34 protein-coding genes and 1 riboswitch are annotated in these 24,185 nt (G+C 41.8%); all 34 genes read left to right on the top strand.

The features are described 5' to 3' along the window. Nucleotide 1 precedes the first annotated feature (1 nt). Nucleotides 2-430: a 50S ribosomal protein L16 gene (gene rplP / locus DBT50_RS07475; protein WP_013669835.1), complete on the top strand. Its 429-nt coding sequence runs from the start codon at nt 2-4 to the stop codon at nt 428-430. Further along, complete coding sequence (gene rpmC / locus DBT50_RS07470) at nt 423-617, top strand: 50S ribosomal protein L29 (protein ID WP_013670083.1); 195 nt, start codon at nt 423-425, stop codon at nt 615-617. The genes rplP and rpmC overlap by 8 nt, the downstream gene beginning before the upstream one ends. 32 nt (nt 618-649) lie before the next feature. Then, nucleotides 650-916, top strand: a complete 267-nt coding sequence (gene rpsQ / locus DBT50_RS07465) for a 30S ribosomal protein S17 (RefSeq protein ID WP_013668808.1) — start codon at nt 650-652, stop codon at nt 914-916. Nucleotides 917-943: 27 nt separating this feature from the next. Continuing rightward, entirely contained in the window at nt 944-1,312 is a 369-nt protein-coding gene (gene rplN, locus DBT50_RS07460; protein WP_013669368.1) for a 50S ribosomal protein L14, read from the top strand. A 27-nt stretch (nt 1,313-1,339) separates the two neighbouring features. Then, on the top strand, nt 1,340-1,648 hold the full coding sequence (rplX, locus tag DBT50_RS07455; protein WP_060778672.1) for a 50S ribosomal protein L24: 309 nt from the start codon (nt 1,340-1,342) through the stop codon (nt 1,646-1,648). A 25-nt stretch (nt 1,649-1,673) separates the two neighbouring features. After that, nucleotides 1,674-2,216 (top strand): 50S ribosomal protein L5, encoded by a 543-nt coding sequence (gene rplE / locus DBT50_RS07450; RefSeq protein WP_013669078.1) that lies wholly within the window; start codon nt 1,674-1,676, stop codon nt 2,214-2,216. A gap of 18 nt (nt 2,217-2,234) precedes the next feature. Next, nucleotides 2,235-2,420: a type Z 30S ribosomal protein S14 gene (locus DBT50_RS07445; protein ID WP_041705886.1), complete on the top strand. Its 186-nt coding sequence runs from the start codon at nt 2,235-2,237 to the stop codon at nt 2,418-2,420. Nucleotides 2,421-2,449: 29 nt separating this feature from the next. Then, the gene (gene rpsH, locus DBT50_RS07440; RefSeq protein ID WP_060778671.1) at nt 2,450-2,848 is read left to right on the top strand and encodes a 30S ribosomal protein S8; all 399 of its coding nucleotides are present in this window, start codon (nt 2,450-2,452) and stop codon (nt 2,846-2,848) included. Between the two features lie 34 nt (nt 2,849-2,882). Then, complete coding sequence (rplF, locus tag DBT50_RS07435; RefSeq protein ID WP_064292994.1) at nt 2,883-3,422, top strand: 50S ribosomal protein L6; 540 nt, start codon at nt 2,883-2,885, stop codon at nt 3,420-3,422. A 42-nt stretch (nt 3,423-3,464) separates the two neighbouring features. Continuing rightward, on the top strand, nt 3,465-3,830 hold the full coding sequence (gene rplR, locus DBT50_RS07430; protein WP_013669422.1) for a 50S ribosomal protein L18: 366 nt from the start codon (nt 3,465-3,467) through the stop codon (nt 3,828-3,830). 20 nt (nt 3,831-3,850) lie between these two features. After that, entirely contained in the window at nt 3,851-4,357 is a 507-nt protein-coding gene (gene rpsE, locus DBT50_RS07425; protein WP_013668649.1) for a 30S ribosomal protein S5, read from the top strand. 11 nt (nt 4,358-4,368) lie between these two features. Beyond that, complete coding sequence (gene rpmD, locus DBT50_RS07420) at nt 4,369-4,551, top strand: 50S ribosomal protein L30 (RefSeq protein ID WP_111852569.1); 183 nt, start codon at nt 4,369-4,371, stop codon at nt 4,549-4,551. Between the two features lie 23 nt (nt 4,552-4,574). After that, nucleotides 4,575-5,015: a 50S ribosomal protein L15 gene (gene rplO, locus DBT50_RS07415; RefSeq protein WP_013669395.1), complete on the top strand. Its 441-nt coding sequence runs from the start codon at nt 4,575-4,577 to the stop codon at nt 5,013-5,015. Further along, nucleotides 5,015-6,313 (top strand): preprotein translocase subunit SecY, encoded by a 1,299-nt coding sequence (gene secY / locus DBT50_RS07410; protein ID WP_111852570.1) that lies wholly within the window; start codon nt 5,015-5,017, stop codon nt 6,311-6,313. Before rplO ends, secY begins: the two co-directional genes overlap by 1 nt. A gap of 20 nt (nt 6,314-6,333) precedes the next feature. Further along, nucleotides 6,334-6,987, top strand: a complete 654-nt coding sequence (locus tag DBT50_RS07405; RefSeq protein WP_064292997.1) for an adenylate kinase — start codon at nt 6,334-6,336, stop codon at nt 6,985-6,987. Between the two features lie 99 nt (nt 6,988-7,086). Further along, the gene (infA, locus tag DBT50_RS07400) at nt 7,087-7,305 is read left to right on the top strand and encodes a translation initiation factor IF-1 (protein WP_013669764.1); all 219 of its coding nucleotides are present in this window, start codon (nt 7,087-7,089) and stop codon (nt 7,303-7,305) included. Between the two features lie 23 nt (nt 7,306-7,328). Beyond that, nucleotides 7,329-7,442: a 50S ribosomal protein L36 gene (rpmJ, locus tag DBT50_RS07395; RefSeq protein WP_013669541.1), complete on the top strand. Its 114-nt coding sequence runs from the start codon at nt 7,329-7,331 to the stop codon at nt 7,440-7,442. Between the two features lie 25 nt (nt 7,443-7,467). Continuing rightward, nucleotides 7,468-7,833, top strand: coding sequence for a 30S ribosomal protein S13 (gene rpsM / locus DBT50_RS07390; protein ID WP_060778667.1), 366 nt, complete (start codon nt 7,468-7,470; stop codon nt 7,831-7,833). 31 nt (nt 7,834-7,864) lie between these two features. Further along, entirely contained in the window at nt 7,865-8,260 is a 396-nt protein-coding gene (gene rpsK, locus DBT50_RS07385) for a 30S ribosomal protein S11 (protein ID WP_013669034.1), read from the top strand. Nucleotides 8,261-8,336: 76 nt separating this feature from the next. Beyond that, nucleotides 8,337-9,281, top strand: a complete 945-nt coding sequence (locus tag DBT50_RS07380) for a DNA-directed RNA polymerase subunit alpha (protein WP_111852571.1) — start codon at nt 8,337-8,339, stop codon at nt 9,279-9,281. Nucleotides 9,282-9,308: 27 nt separating this feature from the next. After that, a complete protein-coding gene (gene rplQ / locus DBT50_RS07375; protein WP_013669270.1) occupies nt 9,309-9,689 on the top strand; it encodes a 50S ribosomal protein L17 in 381 nt (126 codons plus the stop codon). A 209-nt stretch (nt 9,690-9,898) separates the two neighbouring features. Next, nucleotides 9,899-11,782, top strand: coding sequence for an acyltransferase family protein (locus DBT50_RS07370; RefSeq protein WP_111852572.1), 1,884 nt, complete (start codon nt 9,899-9,901; stop codon nt 11,780-11,782). A 51-nt stretch (nt 11,783-11,833) separates the two neighbouring features. Next, nucleotides 11,834-11,959: riboswitch (FMN riboswitch) on the top strand. Nucleotides 11,960-12,024: 65 nt separating this feature from the next. Beyond that, nucleotides 12,025-12,864 carry an energy-coupling factor ABC transporter ATP-binding protein gene (locus DBT50_RS07365; RefSeq protein ID WP_111852573.1) on the top strand — a complete coding sequence of 280 codons (840 nt, stop codon included), beginning with the start codon at nt 12,025-12,027 and terminating at the stop codon, nt 12,862-12,864. Further along, on the top strand, nt 12,840-13,718 hold the full coding sequence (locus tag DBT50_RS07360) for an energy-coupling factor ABC transporter ATP-binding protein (protein ID WP_111852574.1): 879 nt from the start codon (nt 12,840-12,842) through the stop codon (nt 13,716-13,718). Before DBT50_RS07365 ends, DBT50_RS07360 begins: the two co-directional genes overlap by 25 nt. Continuing rightward, the gene (locus DBT50_RS07355; RefSeq protein WP_111852575.1) at nt 13,708-14,502 is read left to right on the top strand and encodes an energy-coupling factor transporter transmembrane component T family protein; all 795 of its coding nucleotides are present in this window, start codon (nt 13,708-13,710) and stop codon (nt 14,500-14,502) included. The genes DBT50_RS07360 and DBT50_RS07355 overlap by 11 nt, the downstream gene beginning before the upstream one ends. Nucleotides 14,503-14,604: 102 nt before the next feature. Further along, the gene (gene truA, locus DBT50_RS07350; RefSeq protein WP_111852576.1) at nt 14,605-15,399 is read left to right on the top strand and encodes a tRNA pseudouridine(38-40) synthase TruA; all 795 of its coding nucleotides are present in this window, start codon (nt 14,605-14,607) and stop codon (nt 15,397-15,399) included. Between the two features lie 99 nt (nt 15,400-15,498). Continuing rightward, nucleotides 15,499-15,690, top strand: coding sequence for a hypothetical protein (locus DBT50_RS07345; RefSeq protein ID WP_111852577.1), 192 nt, complete (start codon nt 15,499-15,501; stop codon nt 15,688-15,690). 76 nt (nt 15,691-15,766) lie between these two features. After that, nucleotides 15,767-16,726: a serine hydrolase gene (locus DBT50_RS07340; RefSeq protein ID WP_111852578.1), complete on the top strand. Its 960-nt coding sequence runs from the start codon at nt 15,767-15,769 to the stop codon at nt 16,724-16,726. A gap of 56 nt (nt 16,727-16,782) precedes the next feature. Further along, nucleotides 16,783-16,944: a hypothetical protein gene (locus DBT50_RS07335; RefSeq protein WP_181566136.1), complete on the top strand. Its 162-nt coding sequence runs from the start codon at nt 16,783-16,785 to the stop codon at nt 16,942-16,944. 139 nt (nt 16,945-17,083) lie between these two features. Further along, complete coding sequence (rplM, locus tag DBT50_RS07330) at nt 17,084-17,527, top strand: 50S ribosomal protein L13 (protein WP_013669478.1); 444 nt, start codon at nt 17,084-17,086, stop codon at nt 17,525-17,527. A gap of 13 nt (nt 17,528-17,540) precedes the next feature. Further along, nucleotides 17,541-17,933, top strand: coding sequence for a 30S ribosomal protein S9 (rpsI, locus tag DBT50_RS07325; protein ID WP_013668580.1), 393 nt, complete (start codon nt 17,541-17,543; stop codon nt 17,931-17,933). Between the two features lie 302 nt (nt 17,934-18,235). After that, nucleotides 18,236-18,370, top strand: a complete 135-nt coding sequence (locus DBT50_RS07320) for a hypothetical protein (protein ID WP_258454726.1) — start codon at nt 18,236-18,238, stop codon at nt 18,368-18,370. 325 nt (nt 18,371-18,695) lie between these two features. Continuing rightward, on the top strand, nt 18,696-23,498 hold the full coding sequence (locus tag DBT50_RS07315; RefSeq protein WP_181566137.1) for a YPDG domain-containing protein: 4,803 nt from the start codon (nt 18,696-18,698) through the stop codon (nt 23,496-23,498). Between the two features lie 296 nt (nt 23,499-23,794). Then, a complete protein-coding gene (gene tnpB, locus DBT50_RS07310; protein WP_111852809.1) occupies nt 23,795-24,145 on the top strand; it encodes an IS66 family insertion sequence element accessory protein TnpB in 351 nt (116 codons plus the stop codon). Nucleotides 24,146-24,185 lie beyond the last annotated feature (40 nt).

Here is a 24,185-nt window from a genome sequence, read left to right as displayed (position 1 = left end):
CGTGTTAGTACCTAAACGTGTTAAACATAGACGTGAGTTCCGCGGAAAAATGCGTGGAGAAGCTAAAGGCGGTAAAGAAATCGCCTATGGTGAATATGGCTTACAAGCATTAGATTCTAAATGGATCACCAACCGCCAAATCGAAGCAGCCCGTATCGCGATGACACGTTATATGAAACGTGGAGGGAAAGTATGGATTAAAATCTTCCCTCACAAACCATACTCCGCCAAAGCCATTGGTGTTCGTATGGGTTCCGGTAAAGGTGCTCCAGAAGGCTGGGTAGCTCCTGTTAAACGCGGAAAAATTTTATTTGAAATTGCAGGGGTGCCTGAAGAAGTTGCTCGTGAAGCGCTACGTCTTGCCGCCCACAAATTACCAATTCGTTGTAAGATTGTCAAACGTGATGTAGGTGGTGAATCGAATGAATAAATTTTCTGAATTAAAAGATCTTTCCGTGGCTGAATTAAACGCAAAGGAACAAGAATACAAACAAGAGTTATTCAATTTACGATTCCAATTGGCAACCGGTCAATTAGAAAATACTGCGCGTATTAAACAAGTTCGTAAACAAATTGCTCGTATTAAAACAGCATTGCGTCAACAAGAACTCGCGTAAAACGTTAATCAGTAAAGGAGGATATTAAAGAAATGGCAGAAAAACGTAATCACCGTAAAGTTCTACAAGGACGCGTTGTTTCCGACAAAATGGATAAGACGATCGTTGTCCAAGTAGACACATTTAAATTCCATCCAACATACAAAAAACGTATTTCGTATTCCAAGAAATATAAAGTACATGATGAAAAGAATTCAGCAAAAGTAGGCGACACCGTTAAAATTATGGAAACCCGTCCACTATCTAAGGATAAATATTTCCGTCTAGTTGAAATTGTTGAAAAATCAGTTATTATTTAACGCTAACTGGAAGGAGGATACTAGAAGATGATTCAAACAGAAAGTCGCTTGAAAGTTGCTGATAACTCAGGAGCTCGTGAAGTCCTATGTGTCAGCGTTTTAGGTGGTTCAGGTCGTAAAACAGCTAACATCGGTGACGTTATTGTATGTACAGTAAAACAAGCTACACCCGGTGGCGTTGTTAAAAAAGGTGATGTGGTAAAAGCTGTTATTGTTCGCTCCAAGAGTGGAACACGTCGTGCTGATGGTTCATACATCAAATTCGATGAAAATGCCTGTGTAATTATTCGTGATGACAAAACACCACGTGGAACTCGTATCTTTGGACCAGTAGCTCGTGAATTACGTGAAAACAACTATATGCGTATTATTTCACTCGCTCCAGAAGTACTTTAATCATATTGAAAGAGAGGTGTCCAAAAGATGCGTATTAAAACAGGTGATAAAGTAGAAATTATTGCTGGTAAAGACAAAGGCGTTCAAGGAACAGTTTTAAAAACTTTCCCTAAGAAAGACCGCGTACTCGTTGAAGGCGCAAACTTAGTGAAGAAACACCAACGTCCATCCCAAGCAAATCCACAAGGCGGCATCATCGAAGAAGAAGCTGCAATTCATGTATCAAATGTCCAATTAATTGATCCAGAAACCAACGAAAAGACCCGCGTTGCCATTGAAGAACGTGACGGCAAGCGTGTTCGTGTGGCTAAAAAATCTGGCAAAGCCTTAGATTAATCAAGGAAGGAGGAACTAACAGATTATGGCTAATCATTTAAAAGAAAAATACAATAACGAAGTAAAGAACGCTTTAATTGAAAAGTTTAACTATACTTCTCCAATGCAAGTGCCAAAAGTTGACAAGATTGTTTTAAATATGGGTGTCGGCGACGCAGTCTCCAACTCAAAAAATCTTGAAAATGCAGTTGAAGAATTAACCAAGATCTCTGGTCAAAAACCAATTATCACCAAAGCGAAGAAATCAATCGCTGGTTTCCGCTTACGTGAAGGTATGCCTATTGGTACCAAAGTTACCTTACGTGGTGAACGTATGTATGACTTCTTAGACAAGTTAATTAATGTTTCACTTCCTCGTGTTCGTGACTTCCGCGGAATTAGCAAACGTTCCTTTGATGGACGTGGTAACTATACCTTAGGTATTCGTGAACAATTAATCTTCCCAGAAATCGACTTTGATGAAGTTGATAAAGTTCGTGGTTTAGACGTTGTTATCGTAACTACCGCAGAATCTGATGAAGAATCAAGAGAATTATTGGCACAATTAGGAATGCCATTCCAAAAATAGTACAAGGAGGCGAACGGTTTGGCTAAAAAAGCAATGATCGAAAAGAATAAACGTAAACCTAAGTATTCAACACAGGCTTACACACGTTGTGAACGCTGTGGCAGACCCCACTCTGTTTACCGTAAGTTTAAATTATGCCGTATTTGTCTTCGTGAACTTGCCCATAAAGGACAACTTCCAGGGGTCAAGAAGGCTAGTTGGTAATCAAGTAATATAAAGGAGGGTGTACTTAGATGGTCATGACAGATCCAATTGCGGACTTCCTAACTCGTATTCGTAACGCTAACTTAGTGCGTCATGAAACAGTTGAAGTTCCAGCTTCAAAAATGAAAGAAGCAATTGCTAAAATCTTAGAAGAACAAGGCTATATCAAAGGCTATGAAGTCTTAGAAGACGACAAACAAGGGATTATCCGCGTATTCATGAAATACGGTGCCGATAACCAACGTATCATCACAAACTTACGCCGTATTTCTAAACCAGGATTACGTGTTTACGCAAAAAGTGATGAAATTCCTAAAGTGTTGAACGGTTTAGGGATTGCCATTGTCTCAACATCTGAAGGTGTTGTTACTGACAAAGAAGCACGCCAAAAGAACATTGGTGGCGAAATTCTTGCCTACGTATGGTAAGAGAGAAATCATTATAGAAAGAGGTGCAGCCTAGATGAGTCGTATTGGTTATAAACCAGTTGCCGTACCAAGTGACGTAACCGTATCTGTTGACGGTTCTACTGTTACTGTTAAAGGCCCTAAAGGTGAATTAACACGCGAATTCAATCCATTGATTAAAATCGCTCAAAACGAAGAAAATGAATATACTTTTGAACCAGTTAACCAATCAAAAGAAGCCCGTTCTATGCATGGAACGTCTCGTTCATTATTCTATAACATGGTATTAGGGACCCACGAAGGTTTCTCTAAACAATTGGAACTATCCGGGGTTGGTTACCGTGCTCAATTACAAGGTAAAAAACTTGTCTTACAAGTGGGATTATCCCATCCAGTAGAATTTGAAGCACCAGAAGGTATTGACTTTGAAGTCCCAAGCAATACTGAAATCAAGATTAATGGTGTTGACAAAGATAAAGTTGGCGAATTAGCTGCTAAAATCCGTCAAGTACGTAAACCAGAACCTTACAAGGGTAAAGGGATTAAATACGCTGGCGAACACATTATCCGTAAAGAAGGTAAAACAGGTAAGTAATAAGCTTACAGTGCTTTATCTCATAAAAATAACAATTAAGAGGTGACAAAATTGATTAGCAAACCAGATAAAAATGCATTACGTCAAAAACGTCATGCACGTATTCGTCGTAATCTTTCTGGAACAGCAGAGTGCCCACGCTTGAGCGTTTACCGCTCAAATAAACACATCTACGCTCAATTAATTGATGACGTAGCGGGTGTTACGCTTGCAAGTGCCTCTGATGCCAATTCAGAATTAAACAAAGGAAGCAAAACTGAAAATGCCCAAGCAGTTGGCCAAGCCATTGCTGAACGCGGTAAAGAAGCAGGAGTGACTGCAGTTGTCTTTGACCGTGGGGGTTACCAATATCACGGCCGTGTTAAAGCTTTAGCAGAAGCCGCTCGTGAAAATGGATTAGAATTCTAAGCAAAGGAGGATACCTAAACATGGCAAAAGATTTCGTTCAAATTGATGACAAAAAGATTGAAGATCGCGTTGTTGCTATTAATCGAGTAACCAAAGTTGTTAAAGGTGGTCGCCGTATGCGCTTTGCAGCCCTAGTGGTTGTTGGTGACGGTGAAGGTCACGTTGGTTTTGGTACAGGTAAAGCTTCTGAAGTGCCAGCAGCAATTAATAAAGCGATTGAAAATGGTAAGAAAAACATGATCGCGGTTCCACTTGCTGGTACAACTATTCCACATGAAGTCATTGGTAAATTCAATGGTGGTCGTGTTATGCTTAAACCTGCTAAAGTCGGTTCTGGGGTTGCCGCTGGTGGTCCAATCCGTGCCGTTGTTGAATTAGCCGGTATTGCTGATATTACTTCAAAATCTCTCGGATCCAATACACCAATTAATATGGTTCAAGCAACTATCCAAGGTCTTGCTGAATTAAAAGACCCTAAAGAAGTTGCTCAATTACGTGGTAAATCCGTACAAGAACTATTAGGTTAGGGGGACAAACCATGTCAGAAGTAAAAATTACTTTAAAGAAAAGTTTAATTGGTCGCAAAGAAGATCAAATTAGAACCGTTAAAGCACTAGGTTTAAAACATGTTGGCTACAGTGTTGTAAAGACACGCGATGAAGCAATTAATGGTATGATTAATAAAGTAGCCCACCTAGTCTCTATTGAAGACGTAAAATAATTTCTAAAGGAGGTGCAGACTAGATGGCATTACATGAATTACAACCCGCAAAAGGATCTCGTCATTCACGCAAACGTGTAGGTCGTGGATCAGGGTCAGGTTGGGGTAAAACCTCTACCCGTGGTCAAAAAGGACAATTAGCACGTTCCGGTGGACGTACTCGTCTAGGCTTCGAAGGTGGACAAACTCCACTTTACCGTCGTATCCCTAAACGTGGTTTCACCAACATTAACCGTAAGGAATATGCGATTGTTAATATTGAAGACTTAAATGTTTTTGAAGACGGCTCAGAAGTTTCAGCCAATGAATTAGCTGAAGCAGGTTTAATCAAGAAGGAAAAAGCTGGCGTTAAAATTTTAGGACAAGGTAACTTAGAACGTAAGTTAACAGTAAAAGCTGCTAAATTCTCAGCGTCTGCAAAAGAAGCTATTGAAGCCGCTGGGGGAGTTTGCGAGGTGATCTAATGTTTAGCACCTTGAAACAAGCCTTCAAGGACAAAAATATTAGAGGTCGAATCTTCTTTACTCTATGGATGTTGATTGTCTTTAGAATCGGCTCACATATTACCGTTCCCTTTGTTAATGCTGGAGCGGTATCAACTTTAGCAAATTCGGGCCTATTCGGCTTGTTAAATACCTTTGGTGGTGGAGCCTTAGCGAGTTACTCCATCTTCTCCTTAGGTGTTTCACCCTACATTACTGCTTCGATTGTTATCCAGCTCTTGCAGATGGAAATTGTCCCATCATTCACTGAGTGGTCCAAGCAAGGGGAGGTAGGGCGTCGGAAGTTAAATAAATGGACGCGTTACTTTGCAGTAGCGATCGCTTTCTTTCAATCATTAGCATTGTCATTAGGGTTTAACTCATTAGCCCAATTCGGTTTAATTCAAAACCCAAGCACGACAACTTACTTATTCATTGCCTTGATAATGACCGCTGGATCCATGTTTGTTACTTGGATCGGGGAGCAAATCACCCAATATGGGGTAGGTAACGGAACATCATTGATTATTTTTGCAGGGATCGTATCCCGTGTCCCTACAGAAATTGTCGCTTTTGTAAGTTCCAAACTTCTCAAGGCAGAAGGCAACGCCTTGGTTCAAAATGGCTTATTGGCACTAGCCTTTACCCTGATAATGATCCTAATTATTACCTTTGTGGTCTTTATCAACCAGGCAGAACGCCGGATTCCGGTGCGTTATTCTAAACGGGCCAATAGCGCTAACCAACGTGCCCACCTACCATTAAAAATCAATTCAGCTGGTGTTATCCCAGTGATCTTTGCTAGTTCCTTAATCATGGTTCCGCAAACGATCTTGAATTTCTTTAGAGCTTCTCATGGAGAGGCTGAATGGTTTAAACTCGTCTCACGGATCTTTTCATTACAAGATCCTTTAGGGATTGCCCTATATGCGGTGACGATTATTCTGTTCACCTTCTTCTATGCCCATATTCAAATTAATCCGGAACGTGTGGCTGAGAACTTCCAAAAATCAGGCGCCTATATTCCTAGTGTTCGTCCTGGTTTAGCGACTGAACAGTTTATTTCAACAGTTCTCAATCGTTTAAGTTTCTTTGGTGCTCTGTTCTTAATGGCCATTGCTACCGCGCCTTTAGTGATTTCTTATGTCTTAGATATGTCACAAAGAGTTGCCTTAAGTGGGACTAGCTTGTTGATCGTTGTCGGAGTCGCATTAGATACCTATAAACAAATTGAAGGACGTTTAATCAAACATCGTTATATTGGATTCATTCGTGAATAGGAAATTGGGAGTGCAAAAAGATGAAAAGAAATATTATTTTAATGGGTCTACCTGGTGCAGGTAAGGGAACCCAAGCTGAACGTATTGAAGCAGCTTATAAAATTCCTCATATTTCTACTGGTGATATGTTCCGCCAAGCTATGGCTGACGGTACGGAATTAGGGAAGAAGGCCAAGTCCTACATGGATTCTGGGTCTTTAGTACCTGATGAAGTAACCAACGGCATTGTCAAAGACCGCTTAGCTCAAGTCAAAGACGATGAAGGTTATATGTTAGATGGTTTCCCAAGAACCATCAACCAAGCTGAGGCTTTGGAAGAGATTACGGCAAGTATCGATCAACCCATCGATGCAGTCATTTACATTGATGTTGATCCTGAGGTGTTAAAACAACGTTTAACCGGCAGAATCATTTGTCGTTCGTGTGGGGCAACCTACAATGTTAACTCTAACCCACCAAAAGAAGAAAACACCTGTGACCGTTGTGGTAGTCATGACTTCTACCAACGTGAGGATGACAAAGCTGAAGTTGTCGAAAATCGTATCCAGGTGAACCTCGAACAAACCAAGCCTTTGGTTGAATTTTATGAAGCTAAGGGCAAACTCTATAAGGTTCCTGGCGACATTGGCATTGAAAATGTCTTTAACCGCATTTCTGAAGTTATCGAAGATTAGACTTGATAACTATTCTTTGTTGTGGTAAAATATTCGAGTTAGTCGAAAGATACACCTACTGTTTGAAGCTATTACTTGGATAGACTGGGAGGATATATTGTGGCTAAAGAAGATATGATTGAAGTTGAAGGTACTGTTACTGAATCGTTACCAAATGCAATGTTCAAAGTCGAGCTCGAAAACGGCTTTGAAGTTTTAGCGCATATTTCAGGAAAAATGCGTGTTAATTATATCCGTATTTTACCTGGCGACCGTGTAAAGGTAGAAATGTCTCCTTATGACTTAAGTAAAGGACGTATTACCTACCGATTCAAGTAATGGTGGTATAAGGAGGTAAAAGAGTGAAAGTTAGAGCATCAGTAAAACCTATTTGTGAAAAATGCAAGGTAATTCGCCGTAGTGGCCGTGTGATGGTTATTTGTGCGAACCCTAAACATAAACAACGTCAAGGTTAATTAATAGATAGGAGGGACCAGATAAATGGCACGTATTGCAGGAGTAGATATTCCTAGAGATAAACGCGTTGTTATCTCATTAACCTACATTTTTGGTATCGGTAAAGCCACTGCTGAAAAGATTTGTGAAGCTTGTGATGTTTCCGAAGATACTCGCGTTCGTGACCTCACTAACGATGAACTTGACCGCCTACGTAAAGAAGTGGACAAGATCAAAGTTGAAGGTGACTTACGCCGCGATATCAATATGGATATCAAACGTTTACAAGAAATTGGTTCATACCGTGGTATGCGTCACCGTCGTGGCTTACCAGTTCGTGGACAAAACACTAAAAACAATGCACGTACCCGTAAAGGTAAACGTGGCTTAGCAATCGCTAAGAAGAAATAATTAATTTAAAATAAAGGAGGTTAGCATACAGATGGCAAAAGCAAAACGTCAAGGATCACGTAAACGTCGTGTCAAGAAACATGTTGAGTCAGGCGTCGCACATATTCACTCAACATTCAACAATACTATTGTGATGATTACTGATGAACAAGGAAATGCGATTTCTTGGTCTTCTGCAGGGGCTCTTGGCTTTAAAGGTTCCCGTAAATCAACACCATATGCTGCACAATTAGCTTCAGAAACAGCTGCTAAAACAGCAATGGATCATGGGATGAAAACCGTAGAAGTATCGGTAAAAGGTCCTGGCTCTGGTCGTGAATCTGCTATTCGTGCACTTCAAGCTGCAGGATTAGAAGTTACTGCAATTCGTGATGTAACACCTATTCCTCATAATGGTTGTCGTCCTCCAAAACGTCGTCGTGTTTAATGTTTTAAAACGATTGATGCATTTGGACTTACTTAAAGGTGCAAGTTTTCACGTTTTGAAAGGGGTAAACTACTAGATGATCGAAATTGAAAAGCCAAATATCGAAACCATTGAAACCAGCGAAGATAATAAGTTTGGTAAATTCGCTGTCGAACCACTAGAGAGAGGTTATGGGACGACTTTAGGTAATTCCCTTCGTCGTGTACTTTTATCCTCATTACCAGGGACAGCTGTAACATCGATAAAGATTGAAAACGTTTTACATGAATTTTCAACTATTCCAGGAGTACGTGAAGACGTTACCCAAATTGTTCTTAATATTAAGCAACTTGCGCTTAAATTATACGATGTCGACGAAAAGGACATTGAACTTGATATCACTGGACCAGCTGAAGTGACTGCGGCAGATATTACTGCTGATGCGGACTTCGATGTGTTGAATCCAGATCTACATATTTGTTCTTTGGCTGAAGGTGCCAAGATCCATATGCTGATGCATGTTAAGAATGGACGTGGCTTTGTCCGTGCAGAAAACAACAAAACGGACGACATGCCTATTGGTGTCATTCCGGTCGATTCAATCTATACACCAATCAAGAAGGTTAACTACCAAGTAGAAAATACCCGGATTGGTGAAGTCAATGAGTACGATAAATTGACTTTCGATATTTGGACGGATGGAACGATTGCCCCTAAGGAAGCTTTAAGCTTAGCGGCTAAAGTCTTAACGGAACATCTTGCAATCTTTGTTAGCCTAACTGATGAAGCTCAAGAAGCTGAAATCATGGTTGAGAAAGAAGAAACACAAAAAGAAAAAATGCTCGAAATGACCATTGAGGAATTAGACTTATCGGTACGGTCCTATAACTGCTTGAAACGGGCAGGGATTAACACCGTTGAAGAATTAACTCAAAAGACTGAAGCAGAAATGATGAAGGTCCGTAACCTGGGACGTAAATCATTAGACGAAGTCAAAGGCAAACTCGACGCATTAGACTTATCTTTAAAAGATGATGACTAATATCTTTAAGAAGGAGGAATACTAAGAATGAGTTACCGTAAATTAGGTCGTAGTAGCTCCCAACGTAAAGCCTTATTACGTGATTTAACTACTGACTTATTAATCAACGAACGCATTACCACGACTGAAACTCGCGCTAAAGAAATTCGTAAAACTGCTGAAAAAATGATCACTTTAGGTAAAAAAGGCGACCTGGCTTCTCGTCGTCGCGCAGCAAGTTACTTACGTAATGAAGTGAGCGATGTTCGTGTTGAAGACGAAAAAATCGTTATTGAAACCGTTCTTCAAAAGTTATTCAATGACTTAGGTGAACGTTACGCTGACCGTCAAGGTGGTTATACTCGAATTTTAAAAACTGAACCACGTCGTGGCGACAACGCTCCAATGGCGATTATCGAATTAGTATAAAACTTTTGAGTGTTATGATGATGGAGAGAGGCCTTTGTCTCTTTCCGAGTCTAGCTCTTTCATCCCTAGGCAGAAGTCTAGGGGTGAAAAAGTTTGTTTTTTATTGAGACATTTTATATGTCTTTTTTTTTGCGCTTTTTTAGTTTTCGATAGAGAATATTTGTTATAATAATAATGTTAATGAACATTCATAGAGAAGAGGTTTCCCCATGCGCCAAGAACGGCTATATTTACCTCAGCTAGATACTCTGAGGCTCTTTGCCATGCTTGCCATCATTTGCTATCATTTCTTCACCAATTCCTTGCCGGGTGGCTTTTTAGCGGTGGATATATTCTTAATCCTATCGGGTTATTTGGTGACCAGTCAGTTAGAACGGCGCTTAAGGGAGGGCAAGTCCTTCAGACTGGGCTGGCAGTTTTTCAGGCGCTTAGGGAAGATGTTTTGGCCCTTGGTCTTTTTTATTATTCTCTTGCTAGCGCTCCTACTCCTTTTTCAAGCTGAGCTGTTAACCAATATTCGCCCAGTGGTCTTTTCCAGCTTGGCCTTTGTCAATAACTGGTATCAGATTGCCATCGGGTCTTCCTATTTTGCTGAATTTCTCCACCCCTCGCTTTTAACCCATCTCTGGTACTTAGGGGTCTACCTACAGTCGCTTGTGGTCTTTTATTTCATCTATGGCTTACTGCGGCGGCGTATGTCTAAGCAGCATTTTACTTATTTCTTGATTGTTTTAGCCTTGATTTCAGTGGCCTGGATGGCTTTTCTCTTTACTCCGGGTCAAGACCCCAGCCGGGCCTATTATGGGACCGATAGCCGCTTATTTTCCTTTTTATTAGGGAGTATCGCTTTCTTAATGGGGGAAGAAATTATAGGCTTCTCATATCGGCTACTTAAGACGTCTTGGACGCCAGACTTAATTGCCCTAGTGACTGCTGGTATATTAGCAGTCTTGATGAAGTTCTTGACGGATTCTTCCATATGGACTTACTACGGGGGTATGTTGGTCTTTGACCTATTGGTAGTCTTATTTGTTTTAGCTATTGTCCAAGACCAATCCTTTATTGGTAAGATTCTTCGCTTTAAGCCCTTGGCCTTTATCGGACGGAAGAATTATTTCGTCTATCTGACCTACTATCCCATCTATATTGTCTTTACTGCCCATGCCAGCCAACAGAACTGGTTTACCATGCAACCTTGGTTACAGGTCTTAGCTATCTTTGTGATTGGCCTTCTCCTAGATGCCTTGGTTAACCAGCGCTTAGTGACAATACCGATTTATTTGCGCCCTAAAGGGGAGCCGCTCCGTTTAATTACTGGTTTTCGTCAAGTCCGGTCTAAGGAGACCCCCTGGTACCAAAAAGTCCTCTTTTGGGGATTTACCCTGGTTCTAGCCCTGGCGCTTTTTGCCTTAGTGACGGCACCCAAGGGCGAAGTGGTGCTCAAGTCTGAGGCTGAAGCCCGAGAGGCCCGTGAAGCGATCGAACAAGCTAACCGGGAAAAGCATACCATTGCTAGTGATAGTGATGAAGATATTGAAAAATACCGGCAATCGCTCAGCCAAGACCAACAAGCCATCGTAAGTGACTTCTCTAATGAGGTCCTCTACCAGGCTAACGGTCTCAGTTTTACCTTCTTAGGAGACTCCTTAACCATCGATGTCTCTAAGGGGATTACGGCCCTCTTCCCACGGTCTAATATTTGTGCCAAGGTGGGACTTCAAGTCTACCAAGCTGGTGAACTAATCGATAGCTTTAGCGCTGAGAATGAGATCCAGGATAAAGTGGTGGTAGACTTAGGCGCCAATGGTGGCTTTACTTCCCAACAAATTAACCAATTACTGAAACGCTTTGAAGGTAAGAAGATTTACCTGGTCAATACCCATGTCAACCGGCCTTGGCGTCAACAAGTCAACGAGGCCTTGAAGGCAACCGCTGATAGTCGAAAGGACTGTCAATTAATTGACTGGTCCACTTACTATGATCAAAATGCCCAAGCCGATTGGCTCAGTCAAGATGGCATCCACTTCTCAAAAGCGGGGGTCAAGGCTTGGACAGACTATGTGGGACGGGCACTAATTGAAGATAATAAGTGATAAATCAGTTGAAATATAGCACTGGTTCCGTTACACTAATAAAAGATTTACAGATATCTTCGGGGCAGGGAGCGTTTCCCGACCGGCGGTAAAAGTCCGCAAGCTATCAAGGGATTGATAGGAATGAACTAGTGTAATTCTAGTACCGACAGTAAAGTCTGATAGGAGAAGAGTGAATACGATAACTATAGCCCCTCCGTTAATTAGAACGGAGGGTTTTATTTTAGAAATGGGGAGAAAACTTGGAGTCGATCATCTCTGTCAAAGATGTTAGCTTTCGCTACGATAAAGAAGAAGACAAACAAACCATCAAACAGGTTTCTTTTGATATCTTTGACCAAGAATGGGTAGCCATTATCGGTCATAATGGCTCAGGAAAATCTACCATGGCCAAACTAATTGATGGGTTATTAGAAGCGGAATCCGGCCAGATTACCGTGGCGGGTTTAGCACTTAATGAAGCCAATGTCTGGACGATCCGGCAAAATATCGGCCTGGTTTTTCAAAATCCTGACAACCAATTCGTTGGAGCCACGGTTGAAGACGATGTGGCTTTTGGCTTAGAGAATGCTGCGGTGCCACACGATGAAATGGTCGAGCGGGTCAATTGGGCCCTAGAAGAGGTCGGCATGTCGGCTTATCGGCAATATGAGCCCAGCAACTTATCAGGAGGGCAAAAACAACGGGTAGCCATTGCAGGCATTATTGCTCTTCAGCCCCGGGTGATTATCTTGGATGAAGCTACCTCCATGTTGGATCCAGAAGGGCGCGAAGAAGTGATGGAAGTTATCCGCCGTCTGAAGGAAAAGAGCCAGCTCACCGTCCTATCTATAACCCATGACTTAAGTGAAGCGGCCAGTGCCGACCGGATTTTGGTTTTTCGTCAGGGAGAAATCGTTAATGAGGGCAAACCGGCAGAAATATTTTCTTATGGGGATAAGTTGATCGATATGGGACTAGGCGTGCCCTTTAGTGTGCAATTAAAAAATGCCCTAGCCCAAGGTGGTTTTTCCTTTGAAAAAGATTATTATACTGAAGAAGGGTTGGTGGACTGGTTATGCAAATTGAATTCCAAGGCGTAAGTTATGCTTATGGGGCAGGTACTCCCTTTGAAACCTTGTCTTTGCATGATGTCAATTTAACCATTCCCGACCAAAGTTTTACCGCCTTTATTGGACATACCGGTAGTGGGAAGTCAACCGCCATCAAACACCTTAACGGCCTCTTAAAGCCTACCCAAGGAACCGTTCAAATTGGTCCAGACCAAGTGACCAAGAACTCTAAAGGAGAAATCCTACGCCGTATTCGTAGCCAAGTAGGGATTGTCTTTCAGTTTCCTGAGTCGCAACTTTTTGAAGAAACCGTCCTCAAAGATGTCATGTTTGGCCCCTTAAACTACGGAGCCAGTGAGGAAGAAGCCCGTCAAAAAGCCATTGAAGCCCTGGACCTGGTTGGTTTGCCAAGTGAATTATATGACCAATCGCCCTTCGACTTATCAGGTGGACAAATGCGCCGGGTAGCCATTGCTGGGATCCTTGCCATGGAGCCCCAGGTCTTAGTCTTGGACGAACCCACAGCTGGTTTGGACCCAAAAGGTCACCGGGATATGATGGCTATGTTCTATCGACTCTATAAGGAACGCCAGTTAACGGTGGTTCTAGTGACCCATCAAATGAATGATGCTGCCCAATATGCCAATCATATTGTCGTGATGAACCGAGGAACGGTGGTCCGTCAAGGGCCCACAGAAGAAATCTTTTCTGATGCTGACTGGCTCAGAGACCATAGCCTGTCACTACCTGATAGTTTAGAATTTAAGGCGGTTTTAGCTGACCAAGCTGGAATTCAACTCCAGGACAATCCGCTAACCGTTGACCAACTCGCGGATAGTATTCTTAACTATTTTGAACTAGGGGAGGTTCAAGATGAAGAATAAATTTATTATGGGACGTTATTTGAACGGTGATTCCCTGGTCCACCGAATGGATCCACGGGCCAAATTGATCATCATGTTCATCTTACTAATCTTTATCTTCTTCGCCAATAATGGCCTGACTTATGGGATCTTAGGCCTCTTAGTGGTGGCCTTTGTCTGGCTGACCGGAATTTCTTTGAAAATTTTTCTCAAAGGGTTAAAGCCCATGATCCTATTGATCCTAATTACGGTGGCCTTGCAGTTATTCTTTACCCGGACAGGGGAAGTTTACTGGCAATGGGGCTTTTTAGCCATCACTGATGAAGGCTTATGGAACGCCTTATTTATCTTTTTACGTTTCGTTTACATTATTTTCATTTCTACCATTCTTACCTTAACCACCAAACCCCTGGATATTACCGATGGCTTGGAAAGTTTGATGAAGCCCTTAAAGAATATTCTACCAGTCCACGAAATTGCCTTAATGCTGTCCATTGCATTACGCTTTGTACCAACCTTATTAGAAGAGACGGACAAGATTATGGACGCTCAATGGGCTCGTGGGGTTGACTTTAGCGAGGGGTCCTTAATGAGCCGGATCAAGGCCATTATTCCGATCCTGGTGCCTCTCTTTGTCTCGGCTTTTGACCGCGCCTATGACTTATCCATTGCGATGGAAGCGCGTGGTTACCAAGGGGGCGAAGGGCGGACCAAATACCGTTTACTCCACTGGCACCAACGCGATACTGTGGCTATTGGCCTAGTGGCTTGCGTTTGCCTAGCAATATTAATCTTTAGGTCCTAATGGCCAAGGCAAGGAAAGAATGACAAGAGCGAAAAGCTGGCAGTGATGGCCGGCTTTTCCTATTTATTTATGATTATATAAGGAGAGAGGCGTTTGATAATTATGCCACAACGCTATAAAGCGACGATTGCTTATGATGGTACTCCCTATGTGGGATTTCAAGTCCAACCCAATGGTCCCAGTATCCAAGCGGCCCTGGAAAAGGCCCTGAAATTAATGACGAAGGGTCAAGAGATTCCGGTTTATGGGTCCGGTCGTACCGATTCTGGCGTCCATGCCCTGGGGCAAGTGGTTCACTTTGACTATCCTTCAGAAATCGAAACCGAGGGCTTATTACGGGCATTGAATAGCATCTTGGATGATGCCATTTGTGTGAAGACGGTTGAACCAGTGGAAAAACACTTCCACGCTCGCTACCATGCCTTGAGAAAGGCTTACTTATATAAGGTCTCCTTGGCCCCCTTTGTTTCACCTTTTGACCGCCACTACGTCCTCCACCATCCCTATCGTACTGATGTTTCTCGGATTCAAGCCGCCTTGCCGGCCTTAATAGGGACGCATAACTTTAAGAGTTTCTGCTCCACTAAAACGGATAAAACCGTCTTTGACCGGGAGATTTACCGGGCGGAATGTCAGGCATCTGAGGATGGACAGGCTTTGACTTTTTATTTTGAGGGCAATGGTTTTCTCTACAATATGGTGCGGATTATTGTGGGGACTTGCTTGCAGATTGGCGATGGTCTCCGTCCGGTGGAGAATCTCAGTGACTTGTTAAGCATTCAAGACCGGAACGCCGCGGGACCTACTGCCAAGGCACATGGTCTCTACTTGCACCATGTGGACTATCCCAGTCGAGCGGAACGCATTGCTAAGTCAGAGGCGAACGGCTTTTATTAGGGAAAAAACTAGGCCTTTACTGGCATTTTTGCTATGATGATAGTACTTATTATTTGTAAAAATATTGTAAAATTACCTTTATTATAGGAAGAGGATTCCATGCCAAGATACCGCAAGTTATATGATGAAGATGGTAATGAGATTATTGTTGAAGAAAAGTTAAAGGGCGAAGAACTGGAAGAGTTTGGCGATGCCTTACAAGGCTGTGGGGCTGGTCTGCAAGGCTGTGGCTGCTTATTGACTTTATTCGTTACAATACCCATATTACTCATCTTGGCCGGCTTATTTTAGTTAGAGTTTTCATCGAAGTGGTTAAATTGAGTGATCTTATGATCGATAAATAAATACAAAAATTGTGGAGGGAAAGATGGTAAAGATAAGTTTCTTGCTCATAGGCTTGATCATCCTAGGAGGCTTTGCTTATTTACTGGTGCGGGCCATTCGTTTAGATAAGTTAAAGGCCACCAAACAAGTATTGGCAGTCATTACAATGCTTTTATTTGTACTTAACCTCAGTCTGGCGGTCTCAATTATCCGCCAGCAGGCAGCAGGGGAGAAGCAGCAGATCGACCAGATGGCTGACCAATACCTGGCCTGGCTGGATAAGGAAAGTGGGGCTAGTCAATCCAAGGCCTTGGAAAGTGCCTTGCAAAACTTAGTTAGCCAGTTAACAGACGCCCAGGTCGGGATAGCGGTTTTTAACCAAGAAGGCAAGAAAATCGCCGGTATTAACGATCAAGCCGACTTTATTACCGCCTCTACCTATAAACCCCTTCTAGCCGCTGCTGCCCTTTACTTCCTGGAAGAAGGGGAAATTAGTGCTAGTCAGGAAGAGCGGATTAAACAGCTTATTATCCCTACTATCCAGTGGTCGGACAATGACCGCGCCATTACCCTGGGACGCGATATTGTCGATTATGATCGTTTTAACCAAATTATGCATGACTGGGGTTTTCAGACTTTTCGTGTTGAAACCTCTGGGGACTATTCCTTACATATTACTCCTGAAGATCTGGCCCGTTTTTACCAGGAACTGGAGCAGGGCAAGCTATTGAATAGCGAACATACAGCCTTCTTGCTCGAGCAATTGCAGCAGTCCCAGGAGCCAATCCCCTTTGACGAGGCCCTGGCTGGTGAGGATAACTATTGGAACAAGTACGGCTTACTCACCGGCATCTACAATGAGAGTGGAATTTATAAAGACGCCAAGGGAAAAAGCTATTACCTGGCCGTGATGACGTCCGATTGGTTAGCCAGTGACAGTGAGAAAACGGACTGGTTTAAGCAATTAGCTGAGGTCTTTAGCCAGTACTTGTATGGGGAGTAAAGTTTCAAGGAGAGACGCTGTAGACAGATGGAAAATGAAGGATAAGGAGCGGAGCAATGCTGATCTTTTTAGGTTTTCTAGTGGCCCTCGGTTTAATTGGGTCGTCTTACTATTTTTACAAGCGGGAAGGGCGAGGCTTCTACCTCCTTTTCGTTTTGATTGGTTTTCTCCTAGTGGCGGCCATGGTGGTCTTGTCGGCCTATTATTTTTTGGGCTAAGTAGGGGCTAAAAAATAAAAAAGACTTGACTTTAGTTGAAATTATAGCTATGATATTAGACGGTATTGTTTGCCCCACGATCGGCCCCGGAAACCAATTGTGATACGCAACAATCGTAAAGTAAACGGAGGAAATAAACATGCGTCAAACTTATATGGCAAAAGCTAGCGAAGTTGAACGTAACTGGGTTGTTCTTGACGCGACTGATATTGCATTAGGTCGTTTAGCAGCTGTAGCAACAAATATGTTACGTGGTAAAAATAAACCAACTTTTACCCCTAATGTTGATACTGGTGATCACGTGATTATCATCAACGCTGACAAGGTAAAATTAACTGGTAATAAAGCCCAAGATAAGAAATACTACCACCACACTGGTTACCCAGGTGGGATTAAAGAAACCACTGCTGGTAAATTACGTGCAGAAAAGCCTGAACGTTTAATTGAAACCGCAGTTCGTGGTATGTTACCTAAGAATCGTTTAGGCCGTAAACAATTTACCCACTTACATGTATACAGTGGTAGCGACCATAAACATCAAGCGCAACAACCAGAAACCATCGATATTACAGAATTAATTTAAGGAGGGAACAGCAGTGGCACAAGCAAGTTATCAAGCAACAGGACGCCGTAAGGATTCTACTGCCCGCGTACGCTTAGTACCTGGTACTGGTAATATCTTCTTTAACGGTAAAGCGATGGAAGAATACTTACCATACGCATCCTTATTCGTAATCGTTAAACAACCATTAGCCGTAACACAAACTGAAGGTCAATATGATATCCATATTAACGTTCAAGGTGGCGGTTTTGCTGGCCAATCTGGTGCAGCTCGTCACGGTATTGCCCGTGCATTATTGGAAGTAGATCCTGACTTCCGTAAACCATTAAAAGAAGCTGGTTTATTATCACGTGACCCACGTATGAAGGAACGTCGTAAACCAGGTCTTAAGAAAGCGCGTAAGGCACCTCAATTCTCAAAACGTTAGAATTGGCGTCATTACAGCATTTACAACACCTCTTGGTTCACACCATGGGGTGTTTTTTCTTACCTTTTTTTCAAAATTCACACCACTTTTCACACCAAATTCACACCATTAGTTTTGGAGGTAAAGAATTACTTCATAAGAGGCCTCTCAACATTTTTAACTGGTTGAGAGACTTTTTCAGTTTTTATTTGGTCATAGTACTTAATCTGTTCCAATAATAGAAGCTTAAAAGAAGTAGGATTGAGATCAGAAAGCTCATGGAGACAATTAAACTGGTTGGAAATCGATTGAGGAGTAGACTCATGCCCAGTAAGCAGAGCATTGAAAATAGACGTGATACGGTTGATTTTAAGGAAACTAGAGAAGAAATATTATCTTCTGAAACAGCATCGTTAAAAATAAATATTATTTTATTAGAAACTATTTATAAGTTATAGATACGTATCGATCGTTTATATATAATCTACTGTTTTATTTGTAGGAAATTTTCGAAACTTTTTCATAACATCCGCTCTTTTCTAGCTAGTAAATATTGGCTAGGAAGAGCGGTTTTTCTTTGTTTCATCGCAAGAATGACTACTTACTAAAAATTTCCTTATAAAGTTTTAAAATAAGATTTAAAGAAAAACAATTTTGTTTATTTACATATATTTTATTATAATTATTAAAAAGAAAAATTATTATAGAATATATGCTAAAAATCCTTTATAATAATAGCGCTAACATGTTAGAAAATATTATTTATTAAAAAGAGGAATGTTTATGTTAAGTAAAAATAATCAACATGAGCAGATACGTAAGCGTAGTCAACGGAACTATCACTATGCTATCAAGAATCTTAAAATAGGTGTATTTTCAGTAGCTGTTTCGGTAGGATTGAGTTTTCTAGGGCAAGGGGCTATTGTCCAAGCCGCTGAACTCCAAGCTGCTGACACGCTACCAAGTTCTGCTACTGTTGTCGATGAGAATGCAAAAGAAAATAAAAATAGTCCAGTACAACCTGAAGCTGTTCATGCTGAAACGCCTGCTTCCAATACTCAAGCAAGCAGCAAGCCAGCTGAAGTTCAGCCAGAAGCGGTAAAACCAGCCCAAACTGGTCAAGTAGCTCCGGCTCAACCAGAAGCGTCAAAACCTGCTAAAGTTGAGCCTACAGCTGAAGTTCAACCAGTATCTGATGAAAAAGATAATAAAGTAAGTAACGTAGAGAAGGCAGCTTCTCCACAGGCTGAAAAACCTGCAAACGAAGTTGCTCAACCTGAAAAGGGAGAAGAAAAACCTGCCCCCAAACTGGATGCAGCTTCCGAAAATTCTGAAGTTCGGGCGGTGAACTATGAGGGGGATTCTGCCGTTACCTATACCTCATTAGATAAGGTACAATTACCAGAATATGCGGGTATCTTCTCACATGATTACTTTAACGAAGGAAAAAATGTGACAACTCAAGCAGAAATCGCAGACTTTGTCAAAGAAGCGCTTAGAGATAAGGGATTGGGAGATGACGTTACCTATACCGTCGACAAGGCTTCCTTTGATCAAGCTCTTGCTAGGACAGGAGGTCCAGCTCGGGTTGAAAATAGTGGTGACGTTATAGTTACCTTGAAACAAGGAAATGTAAGCAAGACCATCAAGGTAAAAGCCCTTTATTTCAGACCATCCTATACTTCATGGGAAAAAGACTTAACTAAATTTGAAACGCCACATTCTAAGCCTGATAAGAAAGACTATTATAAAAAAGATGATCATGTGCGTTCCAGCCACTCTTCCCATAATGCAGGGAAATTGAATGTCGCTGATCCAAACAACTACACCTTAACTGAAGCAGAAAAGAATAAAATTATTAATGACTTTAAGGCAGTCAATACGAACTTAGGCTTAAAAGATCCCAATTACTCTGTAGATGACAAGGGAAATCTAACAATTACTGAGGGTGACTTCTCTACGGTCATTCCGCGGGATTATTTTATTTCTAACTTTGGTTTTGTGAAGGATATCTTAGTCTTCCACAAAGAAGGTGTGAATGAAGCCTATCCACTGACCAATCCTATTAAGGTTCCAGTAAGAAATGACAAGGAATATAAAGACCTTTGGGGTGCTAATGGGACTGGTATTGGTAATAAGGGATACCCATCTAAATTCAAGTATGCCATTCAAAAAGACAAGGATGGAAATAAGTTCTTGGTTCTTTCGGGAACTTACAATAAATCGAATAATGAACCTCGTAAAAAAGATGGTAAATATGAGGTTTGGGGGAAATATGGTATTGGTAGTCACGCCGACAAACCTCAAGATTACTTCCAATCCTTCACTAATATTTTTAGGGTTCGTGTCTTACGGACTAAAAATGGCACAATCATTAAGAATTTAGACACAGAAAAGATTACTCCTGAAGAACTTGAGAACGCAGCAGGAGTTGACTATAAAAAGTTAAATGCACTCAACTCTCCAGACGATCCAAAAGGAACCACAGATGCGCAAGTACGGGCCGCTGTTAAGGCTAGAATCACCGAAGAGTTCGATGCTTCAGGATTAAAACACCAAATTGGGATCCAAAACTTTACCGGGAGAGCCATTGCCGATAAGCATAAGGATAGTGATCGCTTCAATGAAGAGAATATTTCTAATGAATTCGTAGCAACCGCTATCTATTACTCTGAGAAGATCAAGGAAACCCTGGTAAAAGATCCTGCTAACTTAAACCCAAATGAAATCGCGTCCATCAAAGCTAAGATAAAAGAACGCAACAAAGCGCTTGGCCTATCTGATGATGACATTACGGTTGACCAATCAGGCAATATTTCTATCCGTATTAAAGATCCAAACTCTAAAGAAAAAGACGGCAAGACGACAGTCAAATTCACGGAATCAGCGCCTTTGGTAACTGCTAGCTATCCAGAAAAGACCGTTCAAGCGGGGAATACAGTGACCTCAGCGATCACACCAAGTAAGAAGGATGACCCTAACTACAAATTCCCTGAAGGCACAAAATTTGAATTGCCAAGTGGAGATGGCGTAAGCAATCCAACTGGTTTAACCGTGGATCCAAAGACCGGTGAAATTACCTACAAGGCACCAGCTGATGCTGAAGAAAAGGATGTCGAGGGTACGATCAATGTGACCCTACCAGGCGAAGATAAGCCAACTCCTATTCCTTATCTCATCCATGTTCAACGCCCAAGTTACGCCAACGTGAGATATGTAACTAGTGATGGCAAGGATATTGATCCTAAGTTTAGAGCAGAAGCTGAAGACAAGTATCCAAGTGAGATTGAAGGCAAACGCGATAGTCGGGTAATCGAATACGCCGGGCAAAAGGACTTTTCTGCTCCTAAATTTGTTGGTTACGTCTTTGAAAGACCACAAGTTAACGGTCAAAATCAAAGCTTTAACCCACAAAAGAATGCCACCCTAGAACTTGTTTATAGAAAACTTGACGAAATCATTCCGGCTGATTCCGGACAAGGCAAGCCTGACGGTTATGTAAAGGTAACCTTTAAAGATGTTGAAGGCGGGAAATTAGACCAAGCGGATGCTGATAAGGTTTACTTCGTCAATCCAAAAGCGGGCGTCAAAATTTCTGAAGATGGCGCGAACTTAGTTGGCAAGGACAAGAATGGTAAAGAGCAAAAAGTTGCTCTGCCAAAAGTTTCTCCTGATGAAAAATATAAGGTCAACTATCATAAACCTTCTGCTGATGAAACCACAACCTGGGCTTACGATAAATATGACCAAGTCGGTAAAGAAATTACAGAGGATAAGGAATTCACCGCCCAAGTCGTTAAACAACAAAAAGAAGAATTCAAACCTAAGTACGAGGATACACCGGGGACTCCAGGTAAAGAAGCTAAGGTAGAAAAACCAAACTTCACAGACAAAGATAATAACCCAACCACGGTTCCTGAAGGTACGAAGTACGAACTTGGTAAAGACGCTCCACAAGGTGTGACCGTCAACAAAGATGGTAGCCTAACCGTTAAGGTTCCAGAAGGCGCTAAAGACGGCGACGTGATTACCGTTCCAGTGAAGGTCACTTACCCAGACAGAACTACAGACACTGTGGAAGCTAAAGTGACGGTTGTTGACCAAAGTCAAAAAGTTCAACCTAAATACAAGGATGAGACAGGTATTCCAGGTCAAGAAGTGCCAGTGAAACAACCAAACTTCACCGACAAAGATGGGAAGTCAACTAAGGCTCCAGAAGGCACCAAGTACGAACTTGGTAAAGACGCTCCACAAGGTGTGACCGTCAACAAAGACGGTAGCCTAACCGTTAAGGTACCAGAAGGTGCCAAAGATGGTGATGTGATTACGGTTCCTGTGAAAGTAACTTATCCAGATGGGACCAAAGATACTGTTGAAGCCAAGGTTACTGTGAAGGACCAAAGTCAAAAAGTCGAACCTAAGTATGACGACAAGACAGGTACTCCAGGTCAAGAAGTTCCGGTAGAAAAACCAAACTTCACAGACAAAGGTAATAACCCAACCACGGTTCCTGAAGGTACGAAGTACGAACTCGGTAAGGACGCGCCTCAAGGTGTGACCGTCAACAAAGACGGTAGCCTAACCGTTAAGGTACCAGAAGGTGCCAAAGATGGCGATGTGATTACCGTTCCAGTGAAGGTCACTTACCCAGACGGGACCACAGACACGGTGGAAGCCAAAGTCACTGTCAGCGATCAAAGTCAAAAATACACACCTAAACCAGTGATTACCTTGGTGGATGACTTGAATAAGATCACTAAAGAAGAACAAGACCAAGCAGTCAAATCGTTGAAAGACTTTAATAAAGATCTACCTAAAGATACGGTGATTACCATCGATAAAGACGGTAATGCGGTCTTTACCTATCCAGATGGCACCACAGATCTCATCGAAAAAGATAAAGTCTTTGCTGAACGTGAAACCACCTTGCCACCAGTCTTCGATAAAGTGAAGGAAGGGGACAAGCAAATCAGTGGTAAGACGGAAGCCTTCGCTAAGGTTATTGTGACGATTCCAGGTCTAGATAAGCCGGTTGAAGTAACTGCTGATAAAGACGGCAATTTCCTTGTTCCAGTTCCTGATGGAGTTACACTGAAAGCCAAGGATAAGATTACTGCGACTGCTCAAGGCAAGGATAAGAAGGTTTCAAAACTAGGAGAAGTGCTTGTGGAAGAAATTCCAACTTCACCGCTACCTTGTCCTTCAAGTCCTGAACCAGCTAGTCCAAGTCCTGAACCTAGTCATCCTTCAGCTCCTAAGGTAGAAGACAAGGATCACCCAAGTCAAGAAAGTGATCACATTCAACAACCAAGCCAACCAACAGTAACTGATCACAGTCAACAAGCAAAGACCGATCAATCTACTGAAACCAGTGCTAAGGAAGACACTCAAACCGCTGCTACAGCAAGTCCAAAGCTTAACCGAGTGGAAGAGAAAGAAACTCAAACTGAAAAAGCCGCTCAAACTGAAAATGCCAACGCCAGCCTACCTAAGACCGGTGTGGTGGCAGCACCAGTAGCCTTGGAACTCTTGTTAGTTGCCGCAGGAGCAATCCTAGCCCTTCCAAGCAAACGGAAAAACAAATAAAAGCTTTTAACCATCACTAGATAATTCTTACCAACCAAGCACTTGATGTGAAAAAAGCTTAAAAGAAAACCGATTTCTCCTAGCTAGATTACTTACTAGTTAGGGGAGATCGGTTTTTAATTTGGTAATAAAAAGGTGTTGAGGAGCAGAAGGCTTCACCCAACACCATAAGGAATAGTTATCTATAGGAATGAATCGCTAGCATTAAGTAAAATATTTGTAAGCGTCAAATAGAAACACGGCTATAAAATGTAAGCCCTCCAAACTATACTTCTAATAGTTAGGAGGGTTTTTATATGATTATTAATATGGATGACCTTCATCATATTTACATTGCCTACGGCAAAACTGATTTAAGGAAAGGAATTGATTCGCTAACAACTATTGTTCAGGAAGAATTTAAAATGGATCCGTTCAGTCAGTCATTATTTTTATTTTGTGGAACCCGCAATGATCGTTTTAAAGCACTCTATTGGGATGGCAGTGGCTTTTGGCTATTCTACAAACGATTTGAAGATGGTAAAATGCAATGGCCTAAGACTCATAGAGAATTGAAACAGATTTCAAAGCAACAGTGGCAATGGTTACTCGATGGTTTTTCTATCGAAAGTTCTGTAAGAAAAACACAAAAGAAAAAGTTTTATTGAAATTTTCATTTTCCAAAACAATTGGTAAAATAGGAAAAAC

It is taken from the genome of Aerococcus tenax (assembly GCF_003286645.3).
Taxonomy (GTDB): Bacteria; Bacillota; Bacilli; order Lactobacillales; family Aerococcaceae; genus Aerococcus; species Aerococcus tenax.
This window is presented reverse-complemented; position numbering and strand designations above follow the sequence as displayed.